This is a genomic window from Salinicola halimionae (assembly GCF_003206065.1).
In the GTDB taxonomy this organism is placed as follows: domain Bacteria; phylum Pseudomonadota; class Gammaproteobacteria; order Pseudomonadales; family Halomonadaceae; genus Salinicola; species Salinicola halimionae.
This window is the reverse complement of the sequence record NZ_PZJQ01000004.1, coordinates 655,133-673,523: the sequence shown is the minus strand read 5'-3', so window position 1 is coordinate 673,523 and position 18,391 is coordinate 655,133. Positions and strand designations below refer to the sequence as shown.

The following is an 18,391-nucleotide window of genomic DNA, read 5'->3' as shown; positions in this document are numbered from 1 at the left end:
GCGCTCCACGCGATATAGCATTTGTCCATTTTTCGGGTCTCGGTTGAAGTCGCCAGCACCTAAACGCCTACACATTGGGTTAGCTATGTCAGACAAATGGCGAATAGCGGTTTGATCCGAGTTGCCTGAAACTGCGCGGGTAATGTGGCGGCAACCCTACACAACAGCTGCCACTGGGATGCATTCAACTAGGACACCTTCTATGCATGCATGGACTTTAATCTCGTTTCTGTTCTTCACGGGGTTGGTCGCCTTGATCACCTGGCGCATCACTCACCGTGATGATCTCAGCAACACTCGCGGCTATTTTCTTGCCGGGCGCAGCCTCAGTTTCCCGCTGATCGCCGGCTCTCTGCTGATGACCAACCTCTCGACGGAGCAGATGGTCGGCTTGAATGGGGCGGCTTTCTCCGACGGGCTGAGCGTGATGGCCTGGGAAGTCGTGGCCGTCGTGGCACTGGTACTGCTGGCGCTGTTCTTCCTGCCGCGATTCCTGCGCAGCGGTATCGCCACCGTGCCGCAGCTGCTGCAGGAACGCTTTGGCCCGACGACGCAGCTGATCTGTAACGTCATCTTCCTGGTCGCCTACGCGGTCATACTGCTGCCGATCATCCTCTATTCCGGCGCCGTGGGCCTGCAGGGCATGCTCGACCTGCCCGTGCTCACGGGGATCGAATCCAGCACCACGCTGCTGTGGATGACGGTGTGGATCGTCGGCATCATCGGCGCTCTCTACGCCCTGTTCGGTGGTCTGCGCACGGTCGCGGTGTCCGATACCATCAACGCGATCGGTCTGTTGGTCGGTGGTTTCCTGATCGTCTACCTGGGGCTCGATGCCGTAGGTGACGGTAACGGCATGGCTGCCGGTTGGCATGCCATTCAGGAAGCGCAACCCGATCGCCTCAACTCGCTCGGGCGGTCGGATCAGCAAGTGCCGTGGCCGGCACTGTTTACCGGCGTGTTCCTGATCAATCTGTTCTACTGGTCTACCAATCAGCAGATCATCCAGCGTACTTTCGCCGCCAAGAGCCTCTCCGAAGGCCAGAAAGGCGTGCTGCTGACCGGCTTCCTGAAACTGCTGGGGCCGCTTTACCTGGTACTGCCGGGCATCATCGCCTATCAGCTCTATGCCGATGAAGGCATTGCCGGCGACCAGGCCTACGGCTATCTGGTATTCCATCTGCTGCCGCCGTGGCTGACCGGCTTCTTCGCCGCCGTCATGGTCGGCGCGATCCTGTCGTCCTTCAACTCGGCACTGAACAGCACCACGACGCTCTTCAGCCTGGGCATCTACAAAGGCATATTCAAAAAGGAGGCCAGCGAGCAGCAGGTCGTCAACGCCGGCAAAATCTTCGGCTGGATCATGGCAGTGGCAGCCATGACGATAGCGCCGATGCTGGCCGGCCAGGACAGCCTGTTCGACTACCTCCAGACGATGAACGCTATCTACTTCATCCCGATCCTGGCGGTGGTAATCGTCGGCCTGTTGACCAAGCGGGTGCCGGAATCGGCCGCCATCTTCGGTCTGATCGGGGGGATCGTGCTGATCGCCGCCGGCTACTTCGTGCCCCCGTTCAACGGCATCCTGGAGATCACCAACCAGTATCATTTCGTTGCCGGCGTGTTCGTGCTGCTCGTGGTGGTGATGCTGCTGATCGGCAAGATCGCCCCGCGTCGCGAAGCCTGGGTCCATGAAGACGTCAAGGCGGTCGATCTGACGCCGTGGAAAGGTGCCGTGCCGGTGGGTATCGTGTTGCTGATCCTGGTCTTCGCGATCTACTTCGCTTTCGCCGGCTGAGACTGAGTCGACCACAGCTTCACGCGTTGAAAGCGACCGCGACTCAACGCAACCAGAACGACGCCTCGCCACCGTGCGAGGCGTCGTCGTTTTTCGTCCCCTTCCCTTTTAACGCTCGCGCTCTGCCTCACCGCCCTCACCCCCGCTCATATCGTTTACCATGCGCGTAGGCTTTCTTCGGAAAAGAGGCGATGCGCCGACAACTGACTCATGAATTCCAGAATCTGATCGATCGCGGCCGGGACCGTCAACTGCGCCTGGCCGTCACCGGGCTTTCGCGCGCCGGCAAGACGGCATTCCTGACTTCGCTGGTCAATCAACTGCGACACGCCGGCATCGATGCGCGTCTGGATCTGCTCAAGTCTGCTCGCGAGGCGCGTCTGCTCGGCGCGCAGCGCGTGTCCCAGCCCGATCTCGGCATCCCGCGGTTCCCCTACGACGAAGCGATGGCCTCGCTCGAGGCGTCACCGCCCCAGTGGCCGGAGCCGACGCGCGGCATCAGCGAACTACGTCTGAAGCTGCGTTACAAGACGCGGCGTGCCCGAGGCCTGCTGGGCGATACCGCCACGCTGACGTTGGATCTGATCGACTATCCCGGCGAGTGGCTGCTGGATTTGCCACTGCTCGAACATGACTTCCTCAGCTGGAGTGAAGCCCAGCTCAAAGACATGGGACCGGAACGCCGCCAATACGCCCAACACTGGCAGGACGCCGTCGCCAAGCATTCAGCCGACGAGACGGTGGAAGAGTCGCGGCTGGCCGAACTTGCGGAGCACTACGCGGCCTCTCTGCGCCAGGCGCGAGAAGCCGGATTCTCGCATCTGCAGCCGGGCCGATTCCTGCTACCGGGCGATCTCCAGGGCGCCCCGGTACTGCAGTTCTTTCCGCTACCCGGCGTCGGCGAAGATGACCGCCAGACGCTGGAAGCGCTGCCTGCCTCCAGCCTCTATCAGGCGCTGAAAAAGCGCTTTCGCTTCTATCAGCAGCACGTGGTCAAACCCTTCTATCGTGAGTATTTTCGCCGCTTTGACCGGCAGATCGTGCTGGTCGACGTGCTCGGCGCGCTCAATGCCGGACCCGAGCGTTTCGAGGATCTGTCTCAGGCGCTCGCGACTTTGATGCGAAGTTTCGACTACGGCAAACGCAGCCTGCTGAACCGGCTGTTTTCGCCACGCATCGATCGCCTGGCGATCGCCGCCACCAAGGCCGATCACGTGACCCCGGACCAGCACGCCAATCTGGTCACTCTACTGGAATCGTTACTGGCCGAACCGATCAAGGATCTGCGCTTCGCCAATGTTCCGGTTCGAGCCTTCTCGCTGGCATCGATCCGGGCTACCGAACCGAGAGAGGTCGAAAGCGATGGCAAGCGCCAGCCCGCCTTGCGCGGACACGGTCTCGACGGAGAGCCGCTACTGGTCTATCCCGGCGACGTCCCGGCCAAACTTCCGGACCCCGAGTTCTGGCGACGCCAGGGCTTCGCCTTCACGCCGTTCCGACCGGCACCCGCGATCCCGGCGGCGCTACCGCATATTCGCATGGACGCCGCGCTGGAGTGGCTGATGGGAGACAAACTTCGATGAGCGACCCGCGCCCCGGACAACGTTTCACGTTCGACGAACCGCCCACGCCCGCTGAGGATGCTTCGCTACAGGCAGCACAGGCCTATCTGCCGACCCAGGCCAGCGATCCCTACACCGCAGCCGACGACCTTGACTCGCCGGCACTCGATGCCGCGATCAAGCCGCCGCGCAAGCGCCGCTGGGGGTTGATGACGGTCCTGGGTGGCAGCCTAGGCCTGGGTACGATCGAGGCGGTGCAGTTACTTTATACCTCCGCGCTCGGCGGCGACTGGCTCGCTGGCGCCTGGAGCCTGGTCGGCCTGCTCGCCGTCGGGCTGGGCGCCAAGGCGCTGTGCGGAGAGCTATGGCGACTGCGCAAACTGCGCCGCCATGCGCGGTTGCGCCAGCGGCTGGACGACGAATGGATCGGCGATACCAGCGACGCCGACTCGGACCCTCTGGCACTGGCCGATGAGTTACGCAGTCAGATGGGACTCTCCAAGGATCATCCGCACTGGCAGTCCTTTCTCCATGCCCATCAGGAACATCATACGGCGCAGGAAACCCGCGAACTGGTCGCCCATCACATCCTGAATCCCCGCGACCAGGCCGCACGGCGGCTGGTGACGCGGATGTCGGGAGAAACCGCGGTAATGGTCGCGGTCAGTCCGTTGACACTGGTCGACATGGCGCTGATGGCATGGCGCAACATCGCTATGCTCGACCGCATCGCCGCGCTCTACGGCCTGCAGCTCGGCTACGCCAGCCGCCTGCGCCTTTTTCGGGAAGTGCTGCGTAACATGGCCTTCGCCGGTGCCAGCGAGATGGTCAGCGATGCCGGTATGGACCTGCTGTCGATGAATCTGGCCGCCAAGCTCTCGACCCGCGCCGGGCAAGGCCTGGGCGCCGGGCTGCTCACGGCTCGCCTCGGGCTGCGTGCCATGCGCACCACCCGACCGGTCGCCTTCGAACGCGACGAGCAGCCGCGTCTCGCCGACCTCCGACGTGAGGTCTGGCAGCAGTTACGCAGGCTGGACGATTCCGCAGAAAAGCGCTGAACTCTCGATATAGAATCAGCGAAACAGAATCAGCGTTTGCCGTGAACCGTGACGGTGGAGATCGGGTGAAGCCACGCGCCGAGGTCAATCGAGGGCAAAGAACGTTCGCAGCGTATGCGCCACGGCCGATTCGTGATGGGCGCCGATCCTGTTGGCACGGGGCAGCTGCTCGATGACCTCCGGGTGGGCATTGGAGACCACGTAGGCGTTGCTCACCAGCGTCAGCATCTCGACGTCATTGAAGTTGTCGCCGAACGCCAGCGCCCGCTCGATGGGTAGGTCTAGCGCCTTGAGCGCGCGACTCAGTGCGGTTGCCTTGTTCACACCCCGCTGCATGATCTCCAGCGAGTTGGCTGCCGAATAGGTAACATGCAGCGCATCGCCATGCCGGTCCCTCAGAGTTCGCTCCAGTGGCTCGAGCAGCGCCGGCTCACCGATATAGAGCACCTTGCCGACGTGTTCACTGTCCAGATCGCGCATATCGTCGACCTGGTAGGTGAAGCCGCTCATCGCATGCAGCGGCAGCAGTTCGGGCGCCTCGGCATCGATCAGCCAGCGGTCGTGGGTATAGATATTGAGTCTCACCGAGGCCGGGCGCGGCAGTTCGACAAGTGCCTGAACCTGGTCGGTCGGCACCAGGGTTTCATTGACGAGCCGATCGTCGGGATCGTGGACGTGGGCACCGTTGCTGCTGATGATCCAGGCCGGAATCTCCAGTTGTCCACGAATCGCGGCGATGTCGTGATAGTGACGTCCGGAGGCCAGCACGATTACATGCCCCTGGGCCGACAATGCTCTCAGCGTTTCGTGGGTCAGCGCGTCGATGCGATGCTCGGCATTCAACAGGGTGTTGTCGAGGTCGCTGGCAATCAAGTACTGAGGCATGGTGTCTCCTTGGATGGATGGCATCGAACGTCCAGCGGCGCGCTGTTAGCCACGATCTTCACGTTTGAACGCTCCAGTGTCGAAGCCGGGCCAGCGGGCGTCAATTGCCCGCTGGCCTCGATGCACCAACCTTGATGCCATGTTCAAGGTTCTCGTGACTCAAGTCTTGAGACTGTTGGCCACCGCGCCCGCCTGGCGGCCGATCACCAGATGGACGACGCCGCTGCCGACTTCCTGAATGCCGGCGGTACCCAGCCCCTGGAGTGCGGATTCGTCGATCTCCCCGCGATCGTCCAACTCCAGTCGCAGCCGGGTCGTCGCCACGGCGGCGATGTTCCGGATATTGTCCGTGCCGCCCAGCGCCGCCAGCCATGCCTGACGTGAAGCATCATCCAGTTTGGCATTAGCTAGGGAGGCATCGCTCAGGGCCGCATCGCTCTCGACCGCCACCGGCACTTCCAGCGTCTTGCCATGATCGCGCACCGCCACCCGAATGTCGTCGGCCACGGCATCGGCGATCGGCCCCAGGATCACCTGCAGACCGCCACCGCGCAGATGCAGAATCCCTCGAGCGCCGAGCGCCTTGAGCGACGGCTCGTCGATCGCGGCGTCGTCCTCCATCACCAGACGCAGGCGTGTGGTACAGGCGCCCACACTGACCAGATTGGCCGCCCCCCCCAGGGCGGTCACGAAAGCAGGCCCCCTTTCGCCGGGATCGCGGCTGACGCTCACTGCCGCCACTTCCGGTTCGCGGCCGGGTGTTGGGAGATCGAAGCGAACGATCGCCCAGCGAAAGATGCCGTAGTAGAGCACGAAATAGACCAGCCCCACCGGGATCATCATCCAGCCGTTGGTGGAGAGGCCGTAGGAAAGCGCGTAATCGAAAGCCCCGGCGGAGAAAGTGAAGCCCAACTTGACGTCGAGCATGTTCATCACCGCCATCGAGATGCCGGTAAGAACGGCGTGCATCGCATACAGCGCGGGCGCCAGGAACATGAACGAGAACTCGATCGGCTCGGTAACACCGGTCAGAAAGGCGGTCAACGCCAACGACAGCAACAGGCCGCCGACCTGGGCGCGGCGTGACCGGGGGGCGGCGCGGTACATCGCCAACGCCGCTGCCGGCAGGCCGAACATCATCACCGGGAAAAAGCCGGCCATGAAGCTGCCGGCAGTTGGATCGCCGGCGAAGAAGCGATTGAGATCGCCGGTGGCGCCGTCGAAACTGCCGAACACAAACCATACGAAGCTGTTGAGCACGTGGTGCAGCCCGGTCACGATCAGAATGCGGTTGAGCACGCCATAGACGAAAAGGCCGAGATCGCCGGCATCGATCAGCCACTGCCCCAGTTGGTCGATGCCCTGCTGAACCGGGGGCCAGATCAGACCGAAGATGCCACCAAGCACCACTGCCGAGAGCCCGGTGACGATGGGAATGAAACGCCGGCCGCCGAAGAACGCCAGGTAGTCCGGCAGTTTGATCGACTTGTAACGGTTGTAGAGCACCCCGGCCACACTGCCGATGATGATGCCCGAGAGCACCCCCATGTTGATATCGGGACTCAGGGTTTCCAGTACCGCGGTGAGGACCAGATAGCCGATCACCCCGGCCAGCCCGGCAGCTCCGTTGTCATCGTCGGCGAAACCGACCGCCACACCGATGGCGAAGATCAACGCCAGGTTGGAAAATACCGCATTGCCCGCATTGGCGATGAAGCCGATATCGAGCAGATCCGGCTGGCCCAGCCGCAGCAGCAGACCCGCCACCGGCAACACTGCGATGGGCAGCATCAGCGAGCGCCCGAGTTTTTGAAGACCGGCCATGAGCCGGGAACCGAAGGTCGTGGTCATGACGCGCTCCTCAATATCTTGTTGTCGTATTGTTGCTATTCGGATTCGCTGGATCGGTGTCGGCAACTGCTTGATCGAGGCCAAGGGATGCTTCCTCGATGCGCTGGACGTTTGCGTTCGTCACGTCGGATTGCAGCATTTCTTTCAGCGCCTGTCTGACAGCGGCGGCATCTTCCAGCGCGAGCAGCGACGGCAGCCGCGCGGCCAGCACGCCGGCGTCCAGCTGACGCAGGACCGTCTTGACGGCAGCGACGCGTCCGGGTTCGACGGAAAGCTCCTCGATGCCCATGGCCGCCATCAAGGCTCCCGCCAGCGGATCCCCCGCCGCCGCGCCGCAAACGGCTACTGGACAGCGACCGGCAGCACCCTCGAGACATAAAGCGATAAGCCGCAACACGCCTGGATGGAGCACGTCGTTACGCAACGCCAGCGACGCGACTTCGCGATCCATGGCTAGCGCGTATTGGGTCAGATCGTTGGTACCGATGGAGAGGAAATCGGCCTCGTCCGCCAGGCTTTCGGCACACAGCGCCGCCGTCGGCACCTCTATCATCACCCCCAGTGCCGGCAGCCGCTCGATACCCAGCTCGGCGGCTCGTGACTCGAGTCGTCCTCGCACCCAGCGCAACTCGCTCACATCGGCAACCATCGGCACCATCAGCCGCAGCGTCGACAGACCGTCCGCGCAGAGCGGCAGTTCGCGGCCTGCTTCAAGCAGTGCATCGAGTTGCGTTTCGAACAGCGCAGGATGCATCTGCCACAGCCTTACGCCGCGCTCTCCCAGCGCCGGGTTGGGCGTTGCCGGCAGCGATAGATAGGGGAGCTGCTTGTCGCCGCCGATATCCAGCAGACGAACGATGACCGGCTTGCCACCCATCGCCTCGACAGCAGCGCGATACTCGGCTCCCTGCTCGGCGAGCGACGGCGCGGCCTTTCGTTCCAGAAACAGGAACTCACTGCGCATCAGCCCGACGCCATCGGCCCCCGCCTGTGCGGCGACTCGTGCTTCCGCACTGGAAGCAATGTTCGCACCGACTTGCAGATGACGCCCATCACGCGTCACCGCCGGATCGTGCGCGGCGGCTCGATCCGCCTCCGCTTGCTGGCGCTGCCTCGTCTGCCGGGTACCGATCATTGCCAGATACTGATCGTCTGGCGCCAGTTCCAGTTCACCACGCGACTCGTCGGGGCGGACATCGAGACATGCCTTGGCGCTGGCGACCTCCATCAGCGCATCGCCCATGGCGACCAGGCATGGCAACCCGCGCGAGCGCGCCAGAATTGAAACGTGAGAGGTCAGACCGCCAGCGGCCAGACACAGCCCGGCAATCCGATCCGCCACCTCGATGAACTGGGAGGGTGTGAGCTCCCGTGCCGTCAGAATCGCCCCCTCTAGCCCAGCCAGAGTCGTCGCCACCTCGGTCGCGAACGGCTGCATGACCTGGCGCTGCAGATCACGCAGGTCATCGGCCCGCGCCGCCAGCAGCGCGTTGTCACCGCCACGCAAACGATGAATCTCGTTTTCCAGCGTCAGGTACCAGGCACGCCCGGCGCTACGTCCACCGGCAATTTCCGCCTCGGCCGCCGCGCGCAGAACGGGATCATCCAGCCAGGCACGGTGCGCCTCGAATATTTCCGCCTCGGTCTCCTGACCACGCGCCCTCGCCGCCTGTGTCGAACGTTCGAGTCCGGCATCGACCTCGGCGATAGCGGCGGCCAGCGCCTGCTTTTCCTGTTCGGGGTCGCTCGCGGCATCGGCGACGTCGGGCAACGACACTTCGTAGCGAACCAGTGGCCCGACCGCCAGGCCAGAACTCGCCGCCAGACCGCTCAGCAGACCTCTGGAGAGATCAGAGCCTGCCTCGGCATCGGACCTCTGTGGCACTAGTGACTGCTCGCCGGCCTGCACTTGCTGCTGTGGTTCGCGCTGTGGGGGACTATCCTGAGACTCGGGGGTCTCCAGCAGTGTGGTAGCCACGTCGACCGCAGCCTGCGCCCCCGCACCGCGCGCCGAGACAGTGACTCGGTCGCCCTGAACCAGGCCCAGATTCAGCAACGCGCTCAGACTGGCGACACTCACGGCGCCCTCGCCGCGAGTGTCCTCGCCGCCCCTGCTCTCTCCATTCCTGTCTTTTCCGGCCTCGATCCTGCCAATCCGCGACAGCGTCAGTTCGACCCTGTGTGTCTGGGCGATCGCTCGCAGCCGCGCTGCGGGACGCGCATGTAGACCGCTGGCGGCAGCGATGATTGCCTCGCCTTGGACGGTTTCACCGCCTGAGGACGGCTTCCGAACAGCAGCTATCGCCGCCCCAGATCCCTGCCACTGCAGCAGGTCCTCACCCATCTCGACGATCGTCCCTGGTGCGACCAGTGTCGCCAGCTCGGTGTCGGGGCCGTTGATCAGCACGATGGGAGTGACGAGCGCTTTGGCCCGCTGCGCCAGACGATCGGCGTCGAACCGGCACAGCGTATTGCCGGCAGAGACTCGCTCACCGGTCGCAACCAGCAACTCGAATCCTTCACCATTGAGATCGACGGTATCGAGGCCGATGTGCAGTAGCCATTCTTGACCGCCGTCGTCACGTAGCGTGATCGCATGCGCGGTCCGCGCGCATTGGATGATCTCCCCGTTGCAGGGTGCATGCAGCGTCTCCCCCAACGGATCGATGGCAATGCCAGGCCCCATGGCACCCTCGGCGAAGACCGGATCGGGGACCTCGGCCAGTGGAACCACCACCCCGCGCATCGGCGCTCGGAGAAATCGTAATGTGGATGACATGAAGACTCCCGACTTGTTGTTGTTTCACTCCAGACCCAATTCGGCACATGCCGAATCCAGGTGGTCTGGCTGCGTCCTGTGACAACGGCAAATACCGTTGGCGATTCAGAGCGTTCGGGTCACCTTCTGCAGATGACGCGGTCGATCCGGATCGCCACCCCGGGCGACCGCTAACCTGGCGGCCATCACGTAGAAGCTCTGTATCACCGACAGCGGCTGCAGATCGTCATGACCGACATCGATCAACGGCAGATGGCGCGCGGCGACACTATCGTCGGCGGCCAGCAGCACCTTGGCGCCGATGCTCTCCAGCCACTCGGCCAGTTCCAGCAGCCCGGCCTGATCCGGCCCCGGTGGGGCCAGTATCAGCACTGGGTAGCCCGGTTCGATCAGCGCCATTGGCCCATGGCGAACCTCGGCGGCACTGAAGGGCTCGGCCTGGATAGCGCAGGTTTCCTTAAACTTGAGCGCGGCTTCCTGCGCAACGGAGAGCCCCAGGCCGCGTCCGATCACCAGCAACCTGTCGACCTCGGCCAACGCCTCCACCGCCGGCTGCCACTCCTGACGTGCCGCCACCTCGAGTTTCGACGGCAGCGCTTCCAGTGCCATCAGCAGCGCTTCGTCTTCGGCCCAGGCGCCGACCAGATGGGCACAGGCGGCCAAGGTGGCGAGATAGCTCTTGGTCGCCGCAACGCTCTTCTCGACACCGGCATGCAGCACGATCTCACGCTCTGAAACGTCCCCCAGCGGTGAAGCTGGCGTATTGACCAACGCCACGCTGCGCGCCCCACCGGCCGTCAGCGCCTTTTGCGCTGCCACCAGGTCGGGGCTGGCGCCGGACTGCGAAATGGCTACCGCCAACTGCCCCTGGACTCGCCAGCGCGTACCGACAACGGTAGTCAACGAGGGCGGCACCGACGCTATAGGCAACCCGAGATGCTTCATACCCAGATACGCAAGGTAGGCCGCCGCGTGATCGGAGCTGCCACGCGCCACCGTCAATGCCCCGTGCAGATCGGCGTCACGTAGCCGCTTGCCTAACTCGGCCATCGTTTCCGCATTGGCCTGCCATTGCGCTCGCAGACAATCCGGCGCGCTCTGGGCTTCTTCAAGCATCAGCGACATCAGTGGGTCTCCCGCGGCGCGCTGGCCGCCTGTGGCGTCGTCTTTATCGTTGTCGATGATAGTGACGACGCATGATGAGCCTGTTCGCCGCCCACGTAGACGGCATCGATCTCGAGTCGAGAATTCAGGACCACGATATCGGCCCGGCAATCGATATCGAGCCGGCCAATCTCGGTCTCGCCGAGGAAATCGGCGGGATATTGCGATAACCGCCGGCTGGCATCACCAAGCTCGAGACCGATCTGAACCAGGTTGCGCAGCGCCTGATCCATGGTCAGCGTACTGCCGGCCAATGTGCCATCGGCCAGTCGCACGCCGCCCATGCATTTAGTGACGTGCTGCTCCCCCAGACGATATTCGCCGTCGGGCATGCCGGCGGCAGCGGTGGAATCGGTGACGGCATAGAGGTGAGGAATGCAGCGCAGGGCCGTACGAATGGCGCCGGGATGAACATGGAGCAGATCGGGAATGATTTCCGCATAGTCAGCATGCGCCAGTGCCGCGCCGACCATGCCCGGCTTGCGATGATGAAGCCCGGTCATCGCATTGAACAGATGGGTGAACCCGTGGGCGCCATGTTCGAGCCCGGCCACACCCTCTTCATAGCTACCCAGAGTGTGCCCCATCTGGACCCGCACGCCGCGCTCTCGCAATTGGCGAATGAGTTCGGCATGGCCCGAAAGCTCCGGGGCCAGCGTCAATACGCGAATCGGAGCCAAGGTCATCAGCGCCTCGACATCCTCGATCAGGCCTGGAAAAGCATAGGGAGGTTGCGCCCCTAGTTTACCGGGATTGAGGAAAGGCCCTTCGAGATGCACGCCCAACAGCCGCGAAGCCTGTGATGGCGGTTTGGCCATCAGCCGGGCGATATCCTGCAAGGCCTGGCGAATGTCGGGCATGGGCGCGGTCATGGTGGTCACCAGCAGACTGGTGGTACCGAAACGCACATGGGTTCGCGCCATGATCGCGGCGGCATCGCCGCCTTCCATGGCATCCGCCCCGCCGCCGCCATGCACGTGCAGGTCGACGAAACCCGGCACTAGCCGAGGATGCTCGTTGACGTCGGGATCGACCGGCTCGCCCTCGATGGCGACGATTCGTCCGTCGCGCCACTCCAGGGTGCCGAGCCGCCATCCTTCGGCAGTCAGAATATTGCCGTAAAGCATCTCGCCTCCTGCGTGGGCGATGGCATTCCATTACGCGTCATCATTGAGTCAGTTCCACCATGAAGTCGTAGTAGTCGGTGCGACAATAGGTCACCGTGAGCTCCCCGGGACGGCCGTCCGCAAGATAGCCGAGCCGCGTCATCATCAGCAGCGCCTGGGATTCCGGCACCTGCGCCAGCCGCGCCAGCTCCGCATCGGCATTGACCGCCGATACATGCTGCAGTGCCCGTACGATCGGCATACCCCGATCATCGAGATGGCGATAGAGCGAATGGGTCACAGCCTCGGGATCGGGCAACACCCGGTGAGGAAGGCAGCTCTCTTCCACTGCGACCACCACGTCATCCGCCAACCGCAGCCGTTTGAGGCGCGATACTTGATGGTCCGCGCTCACGCCGAGGCGCAAGCTCTCTTCGACCGTGGGCGTCCCCATGCAGCGACTGAGCCAACGCGAACTGGGACGATGCCCGCGCTGGATCAACAGTTCGGTAAAGCTGGTCAGCCGTGTCAGCGATTGATTCAGTCGTGGGGCAATGAAGGTGCCGGAACCTTGGGTGCGTTGAATCAGCCCCAGCGCCACCAGCCGGTCCAGCGCCTTGCGAGCGGTAATTCGTGAAACGTTGAGCGCTTCCGCGAGTACCCGCTCTGAAGGCAGCGCCTCGCCAGTGCCCCAGTCACCTGCCTCGATCGCCTCAACCAGCTGCTGAGCCAGTTGTCGATAGAGCGGGGTCGATTGGTCGGCATCCAGCTTGAGCCGAGAAAGCGTCGGTTGCATGGCGAATCCGTATCGTGATCAATACCACTTCAATACCACCAACATAACCAGTCGAATACCAATCCACCAGCCCCAGAGCAGCCAACTTTCGTCGAACTCGCAGGCCTGCCACGCGGCAGTCGATGATGAACATTCCCGGCGGTGACGATTGGCGTGCCCCGGACGGAATCCGTATAGTGTCGATCTCGTCCACCGACCGATCCGATCCGATGCTGCAGAACAACTCTCTTCTGGCCCAGCTGAAGCAAAATATCCGGGCCAATACTCCCCGCGTCCAGGGCACCATCAAGGCCACCGACAAGGGGTTCGGCTTTCTCGAAGCCGAAGACGGCACTTCCTATTTCATTCCGCCTCCCGCCATGAAGCAGGTCGTTCATGGTGATCGCATCGAAGCGGTCATCAAGGAGGATGGCGACAAGAAACAGGCCGATCCGGAAACCTTGCTCGAGGCATCGTTGGACCGCTTCGTGGCGCGCGTGCAGAAGCGCGACGGCCGGTTGGCCGTGGTCCCCGATCATCCTTCGATCAATCTTTCGCTCAAGGCGCGTATCAAGCGCTCGCTGGAAGAATCCGACATCGCCGACGGCGACTGGGTCGTCGCGCGGCTAATTCGCCATCCGCTGCGCCCGGACGATCGCGCGTTCTTCACCCAGATCGACGAGCTGGTAGTCAAGAGCGAGGATCCGGCGGTGCCATGGCGGGTCACACTGGCGCGGCACGCGCTCGAACAGGAGTGCCCGCCGGCCGCCGACGCTTGGCCGCTGCAGGAAGAAGGATTGACTCGCGAAGACCTGACTGCCGAGCCGTTCTTCACCATCGACGGTGAAAAGACTCGCGACATGGACGATGCGCTGCGTGTCGAAGCGACCGACGACGGCTGGACCATGACGGTCGCAATTGCCGATCCGACAGCCTACGTTGACGAGTCTCATCCTGCGGACAAGGAAGCGCGCACGAGGGCCTTCACGGTCTATCTGCCGGGACAGAACATCACCATGCTGCCGGAAGCCCTGGCCGACGACCTGTGCTCGCTGAAGCCGGACGTCGAGCGTCCGGTGCTGGCTTGCCGGCTGCAGGTTGGCCGAGACGGCACATTGGGCGAGTATCGCTTCTTTGCCGCCACGATTCGCTCGCAGGCACGGCTGGTATATGACGCCGTTTCCGACTGGATCGACGACAAGCCGGAGATAGAGGCGCCGGCAGCGCCGATCGCCGAACAGCTCACCGCACTGGCCGATCTCTCCCGAGCCCGTGCCGCCTGGCGCGAAGCCAACACGCTGGTATTCAAGGACCGGCCGGACTACGCGTTCGACCTCGACGATGCCGGTAACGTGTTGGGCATCAAGGTCGAGGAACGACGCATCGCCCAGCGCATGATCGAAGAAGCGATGATCGTCGCCAACGCCTGCTGTGCCGATCTGCTGGCCAAGGAAGTCGGTCACGGGATCTTCAACGTGCACCACGCCTTCGAGCCGGAAAAAATCGATCAGGCGCTCGAGTTTCTGGCCGCCCAGGAAATCCCGGTGGAGCGCGAGCAGCTCTCCGAACTTTCTCGCTATCGCGAGTTTCGCCGGGCGCTGGACGCTCGTGAGGATGCCTGGCTGGATGTCCGTCTGCGGCGTTTTCAGGGCTACACCAATATGTCGGCGCGTCCGGGACCGCATTTCGGCCTGGGGCTGCCCGCCTACGCCACCTGGACATCGCCGATCCGCAAGTACGGCGATATGGTCAACCACCGCCTGATCAAACGAGTCCTTAAGTCTGAAGCGGCTCCCGCGGAGGCCAGTCAGCAGCTGACCGAACAATTGACCGAGCGCCGCCGACTGAACCGAATGGCCGAACGTGACGTCAAAGACTGGCTTTACGTGCGCTATCTGGGCGCCACCCTCGACCAGGGCGAAGTGTACGATGCCGATATCATCGATATCCGCCGTGGTGGCATGCGGGTCCGCCTGATCGCCAACGGGGCGACCGCTTTCGTGCCGGCACCGTTGATCCACAGCGACCGCACTCAGGTCGCCATCGACGACAAGGAAGGCCGCATCCAGATCGCCGGCGAGCCGCGCTATCAGCTCGGTGGCTCCCTGCGCGTCAAGCTGGTCGAAGCGCGTGAAGCGACACGCTCGCTGGTGGCCACTCCCGCCGAGTGAGCGACGCAACGGCCCGGCAGCGCTGACGACGGCGCCGCCGGGCTACCACTATGGTGTGAACGCCCTGTGGCAGTAAAACGATATACTGCAATGTAGTCGGTCATCGATTCAGTCATCGCCATTCCCTGGAATGGGCCGTACCGACAGGGATGTTTTTTAGAGGAGCGGCTCGTTGCATATTGCCGACGTTACGATGTTCTATGCCCCCGCCAGCGGTGGGGTTCGTACCTATCTCGATGCCAAGCACCGGCGACTTGCCAAGCTGCCCGGCATTACCTGCAGCCTTTTGATACCTGGCTCGCAGCTCTTTACCCACAACGGCATTCACGAAGTTCCGTCACCGCCGTTACCGTTCAGCCAGGGTTATCGATTTCCACTGCGTCGACGTGGCTGGGAGCGTGAGCTCGTTCGCCTGTCACCGGATATCATCGAAGCGGGCGATCCTTACGTGACCGGCTGGGCGGCGCTGCGCGCCGGGCGCAAGCTCGATGTGCCGGTCGTCGGGTTCTATCACTCCGACCTGCCCAGGCTGATCAGCAATCGAATGGGCAGCGGTACCGACAAACTGGTGGAGCGCTATGTCTACCAGCTCTACCGTCGCTACGATCAGGTGCTTGCGCCCAGCCGGGTGATGGCGGAACGGCTGACTCGGCTGGGCATCGAGCGAGTCGCTATTCAGCCACTAGGCGTCGACCTGGAAACGTTCCATCCCAGCCGCCAGAACGCTGCCCTTCGCCAGCGATTGAATCTCGACGACGACACCAAGTTGCTGATTTTCGTCGGCCGGGGCTCTCGCGAAAAGAATCTGCATGACCTACTGGAAACTGCTCGCCTGCTCGGCAAGGGATATCACCTGCTGCTGGTGGGCCCCAGCATGCCTACTCAGGTACCCGACAACGTCAGTGTGATCGATCGCTATACGCCGACCGAGGAAGTTGCAAGCTGGCTGGCATCCAGTGACGCGCTGGTTCATGCCGGCACGCAGGAGACCTTTGGCCTGGTCGCACTGGAAGCCATGGCCAGCGGCATCCCCGTGGTCGCCGCGCGAGCGGGGGCGCTGGCCGAAAACGTGCCGCTGGGCTGTGGCCTGTTGAGCGAACCGCATTCGCCGGCCGACATGGCGCGCGCCGTGAAAGAACTGTTCGCCAATCACGACGCTCCTCAAGCCGGACGCCGGGCGCGCCGTTACGTGGAGCGCAATCACGATTGGGACGTCGTCATCGACGGGCTGCTCTCTCACTACCGCCGGCTGACCAGCGCCACCGAAGGTGCGGGAGAAGCCCAGCAGGGTTCTCAGCATGGATAAGCAGCACTTTTCGCTGGTGCTTCACGACATTGCCCCCGAGACCTGGCCAGACTATCGCGGGTTCGTCGAGGCCATCGATCGTCTGGGTGAACGGCTGGGAAAGCGCATTCCGATCACCTGGCTCGTCGTGCCCAATTTTCATGGGCGTGGCGAATGCCGCGACAGTGACACCCTGCGCCGGGTACTCGATACCCGCCTGGCGCTCGGCGACGAACTGACGCTGCATGGCTATTATCACCGTGACGATGCTCCGGCGCCCCGCTCACTGCGCGATTACTACATGCGTCGGATCTATACCTGGGAGGGCGAATTTTACGCGCTCGACCACGACCAAGCAGGCGCCTTGCTGGACAACGGGATCGCGCAGTTCGAAGCCTGTGGGTGGCCCCATGGCGGCTTCGTAGCGCCCGCCTGGCTGATGAGCCAAGGCACGCGGCAAGCGCTGCAGGAGCGCCCGTTTACCTATACCAGCGATCCACAACGGCTCTATCGACTGCCCGGTTTCTCCCCGCTGGAAGCGCCTAGCATCGTGTGGAGCGCGCGCAGCGCCTGGCGACGCGGCATGTCCCGGGTGGTCAGCGCCCTACAATACCACCGCTTTCAGCACGCCCGGCTGCTGCGACTGGCGCTGCATCCGGTAGACATGCGTTACAAGCCTTCCTACGACTACTGGCTGCACCTGGTCGAGCACTTGCTGGAAGGCGGGCGCCAGCCGTTGACCAAACAGGCGTGGCTCGACCACGCGGCACCCGATCTCGTCCCTGACAATCTCGCCAAACGGGCGAACAAGGATCGTTCCGCGGCATGAAACGCATCTTGTGGCTGCTGGCGCTGGGGCTGGTAGCCGCGCTGGCGATCCCGATTCTGATCGGCGGCGGCGGCATCGTTGCTGAACTACGGGGGTTCCCGACATCGCAACTGTTGCTGATGATGGGGATGATCGTCGTCTGCTGGAATCTCAACGCCTTGCGTCTGAGACTGCTGTTGGCCGGTCGCGCGGGGAAACTCTCGCAGACTCGTGCCTTTTCGATCGTGATGGCGACGGAATTCGCGATCTGCGCAACGCCAGGCGGCACCGGGGGTCCGCTGACTCTGCTCGGCCTGCTGGCCCGGCGCGGCATACGACCGGCTCAGGCGTCGGCCATTTTCGCCGTCGATCAGCTTACCGACATGCTGTTCTTTCTATCCGGCCTGATCGGCGTTGCCCTCTACGTGCTGATCGAAGCCGTCGATTTGAGACTCGGTTGGCTGGTGGGGCTGCCTACGCTGCTGCTGCTCACCGCCCTCATTCTGTTATGGCTGACGCTCAGCAATTACGCTCGCGTCATGCACATGACCGGACGCTGGCTGGCCCGGCTCAACGTCAAGCGACGTTCGCGTTTCGGCTTTGCCCGTCGACTTCTGCATTTTCGCAATTCGCTGATCGAAACCCTGCGACTGCCGCACTGGCTGCTGTTGAGCGTATTTCTGCTGTGCTGCGCGCATTGGCTGATTCGCTACAGCATTCTCTACCTCGTGGTTCAGGGGCTGGGGCAGCATATCGACTGGGCCTGGACCTTCCTGGTCCAGATGGTGTCGATGGCTGCCGGGCAACTGAGCTTTCTGCCGGGTGGCGCGGGCGGCGCTGAGTTGACATCATCGGCTCTGCTGACGCCGTTGATCGGGGCGCAGAGTGCCGCCGCCGCGGTACTGATCTGGCGCTTCGTCACCTACTACTTTTATCTACTGGCGGGCTTCCCCATCTTCCTCACTACCGCCGGCAGAGCGTTCCTGCGCATGATCAACAAACGCAAACGGGCGTAATTGGTCCAAGTCTGATATCGGCGTTTTCTCGCCTCTAGCACAGAATATCCCATGTTCTAGGCCATCAAGCGGCTGGCCCAAAACGTCAACGGCCCGTCNNGACGGGCCGTTGACGAGGCATGTTGCCTCGAAC

Annotated in this window: 13 protein-coding genes; 7 read left to right on the top strand and 6 right to left on the bottom strand. The window is 63.1% G+C overall.

What is annotated here, in order from left to right; translation table 11 throughout:
• The first annotated feature begins 202 nt into the window (after positions 1-202).
• From DOM27_RS08935 to DOM27_RS08925, 3 genes are all read left to right on the top strand, one after another.
• On the top strand, positions 203-1,798 hold the full coding sequence (locus DOM27_RS08935; RefSeq protein ID WP_110655681.1) for a solute:sodium symporter family transporter: 1,596 nt from the start codon (positions 203-205) through the stop codon (positions 1,796-1,798).
• Between the two features lie 191 nt (positions 1,799-1,989).
• A complete protein-coding gene (locus DOM27_RS08930) occupies positions 1,990-3,381 on the top strand; it encodes a YcjX family GTP-binding protein (RefSeq protein WP_110655680.1) in 1,392 nt (463 codons plus the stop codon).
• Positions 3,378-4,418 carry a YcjF family protein gene (locus tag DOM27_RS08925; RefSeq protein WP_110655679.1) on the top strand — a complete coding sequence of 347 codons (1,041 nt, stop codon included), beginning with the start codon at positions 3,378-3,380 and terminating at the stop codon, positions 4,416-4,418. The genes DOM27_RS08930 and DOM27_RS08925 overlap by 4 nt, the downstream gene beginning before the upstream one ends.
• Before the next feature lie 84 nt (positions 4,419-4,502).
• Here DOM27_RS08925 and DOM27_RS08920 read toward each other — a convergent pair whose 3' ends face one another.
• The 6 genes from DOM27_RS08920 to DOM27_RS08895 form a co-directional block, all read right to left on the bottom strand.
• Positions 4,503-5,303: a Cof-type HAD-IIB family hydrolase gene (locus DOM27_RS08920; RefSeq protein ID WP_110655678.1), complete on the bottom strand. Its 801-nt coding sequence runs from the start codon at positions 5,301-5,303 to the stop codon at positions 4,503-4,505.
• A 159-nt stretch (positions 5,304-5,462) separates the two neighbouring features.
• On the bottom strand, positions 5,463-7,154 hold the full coding sequence (nagE, locus tag DOM27_RS08915; protein WP_110655677.1) for an N-acetylglucosamine-specific PTS transporter subunit IIBC: 1,692 nt from the start codon (positions 7,152-7,154) through the stop codon (positions 5,463-5,465).
• A gap of 10 nt (positions 7,155-7,164) precedes the next feature.
• Positions 7,165-9,933, bottom strand: a complete 2,769-nt coding sequence (locus tag DOM27_RS08910; RefSeq protein WP_110655676.1) for a glucose PTS transporter subunit IIA — start codon at positions 9,931-9,933, stop codon at positions 7,165-7,167.
• Between the two features lie 105 nt (positions 9,934-10,038).
• The gene (locus DOM27_RS08905; protein ID WP_110655675.1) at positions 10,039-11,058 is read right to left on the bottom strand and encodes an SIS domain-containing protein; all 1,020 of its coding nucleotides are present in this window, start codon (positions 11,056-11,058) and stop codon (positions 10,039-10,041) included.
• Positions 11,058-12,224: an N-acetylglucosamine-6-phosphate deacetylase gene (gene nagA / locus DOM27_RS08900; protein ID WP_110655674.1), complete on the bottom strand. Its 1,167-nt coding sequence runs from the start codon at positions 12,222-12,224 to the stop codon at positions 11,058-11,060. The genes DOM27_RS08905 and nagA overlap by 1 nt, the downstream gene beginning before the upstream one ends.
• 40 nt (positions 12,225-12,264) lie before the next feature.
• The gene (locus tag DOM27_RS08895) at positions 12,265-12,999 is read right to left on the bottom strand and encodes a GntR family transcriptional regulator (RefSeq protein WP_110655673.1); all 735 of its coding nucleotides are present in this window, start codon (positions 12,997-12,999) and stop codon (positions 12,265-12,267) included.
• 209 nt (positions 13,000-13,208) lie between these two features.
• On the opposite strand from DOM27_RS08895, the gene DOM27_RS08890 reads away from it, so the two are divergent.
• The 4 genes from DOM27_RS08890 (at position 13,209) to gpgF (ending at position 18,258) form a co-directional block, all read left to right on the top strand.
• On the top strand, positions 13,209-15,149 hold the full coding sequence (locus tag DOM27_RS08890) for an exoribonuclease II (RefSeq protein ID WP_110656407.1): 1,941 nt from the start codon (positions 13,209-13,211) through the stop codon (positions 15,147-15,149).
• A gap of 172 nt (positions 15,150-15,321) precedes the next feature.
• Entirely contained in the window at positions 15,322-16,455 is a 1,134-nt protein-coding gene (gpgS, locus tag DOM27_RS08885; RefSeq protein WP_110655672.1) for an N-acetylglucosaminyl phosphatidylglycerol synthase, read from the top strand.
• Complete coding sequence (gene gpgD, locus DOM27_RS08880; RefSeq protein ID WP_110655671.1) at positions 16,448-17,263, top strand: N-acetylglucosaminyl phosphatidylglycerol deacetylase; 816 nt, start codon at positions 16,448-16,450, stop codon at positions 17,261-17,263. The genes gpgS and gpgD overlap by 8 nt, the downstream gene beginning before the upstream one ends.
• Positions 17,260-18,258: a glucosaminyl phosphatidylglycerol flippase gene (gene gpgF / locus DOM27_RS08875; RefSeq protein ID WP_110655670.1), complete on the top strand. Its 999-nt coding sequence runs from the start codon at positions 17,260-17,262 to the stop codon at positions 18,256-18,258. Before gpgD ends, gpgF begins: the two co-directional genes overlap by 4 nt.
• Positions 18,259-18,391: the final 133 nt, after the last annotated feature.

Bases quoted from the DNA above. Each gene is read 5' to 3' on its own strand.
- DOM27_RS08930 (WP_110655680.1), top strand. From the start codon at position 1,990: ATGCGCCGACAACTGACTCATGAATTCCAGAATCTGATCGATCGCGGC.
- DOM27_RS08935 (WP_110655681.1), top strand. From the start codon at position 203: ATGCATGCATGGACTTTAATCTCGTTTCTGTTCTTCACGGGGTTGGTC.
- DOM27_RS08890 (WP_110656407.1), top strand. From the start codon at position 13,209: ATGCTGCAGAACAACTCTCTTCTGGCCCAGCTGAAGCAAAATATCCGG.
- DOM27_RS08895 (WP_110655673.1), bottom strand. From the start codon at position 12,999: ATGCAACCGACGCTTTCTCGGCTCAAGCTGGATGCCGACCAATCGACC.
- DOM27_RS08920 (WP_110655678.1), bottom strand. From the start codon at position 5,303: ATGCCTCAGTACTTGATTGCCAGCGACCTCGACAACACCCTGTTGAAT.
- nagA (WP_110655674.1), bottom strand. From the start codon at position 12,224: ATGCTTTACGGCAATATTCTGACTGCCGAAGGATGGCGGCTCGGCACC.
- gpgF (WP_110655670.1), top strand. From the start codon at position 17,260: ATGAAACGCATCTTGTGGCTGCTGGCGCTGGGGCTGGTAGCCGCGCTG.
- nagE (WP_110655677.1), bottom strand. From the start codon at position 7,154: ATGACCACGACCTTCGGTTCCCGGCTCATGGCCGGTCTTCAAAAACTC.
- DOM27_RS08905 (WP_110655675.1), bottom strand. From the start codon at position 11,058: ATGTCGCTGATGCTTGAAGAAGCCCAGAGCGCGCCGGATTGTCTGCGA.
- DOM27_RS08925 (WP_110655679.1), top strand. From the start codon at position 3,378: ATGAGCGACCCGCGCCCCGGACAACGTTTCACGTTCGACGAACCGCCC.
- DOM27_RS08910 (WP_110655676.1), bottom strand. From the start codon at position 9,933: ATGTCATCCACATTACGATTTCTCCGAGCGCCGATGCGCGGGGTGGTG.
- gpgD (WP_110655671.1), top strand. From the start codon at position 16,448: ATGGATAAGCAGCACTTTTCGCTGGTGCTTCACGACATTGCCCCCGAG.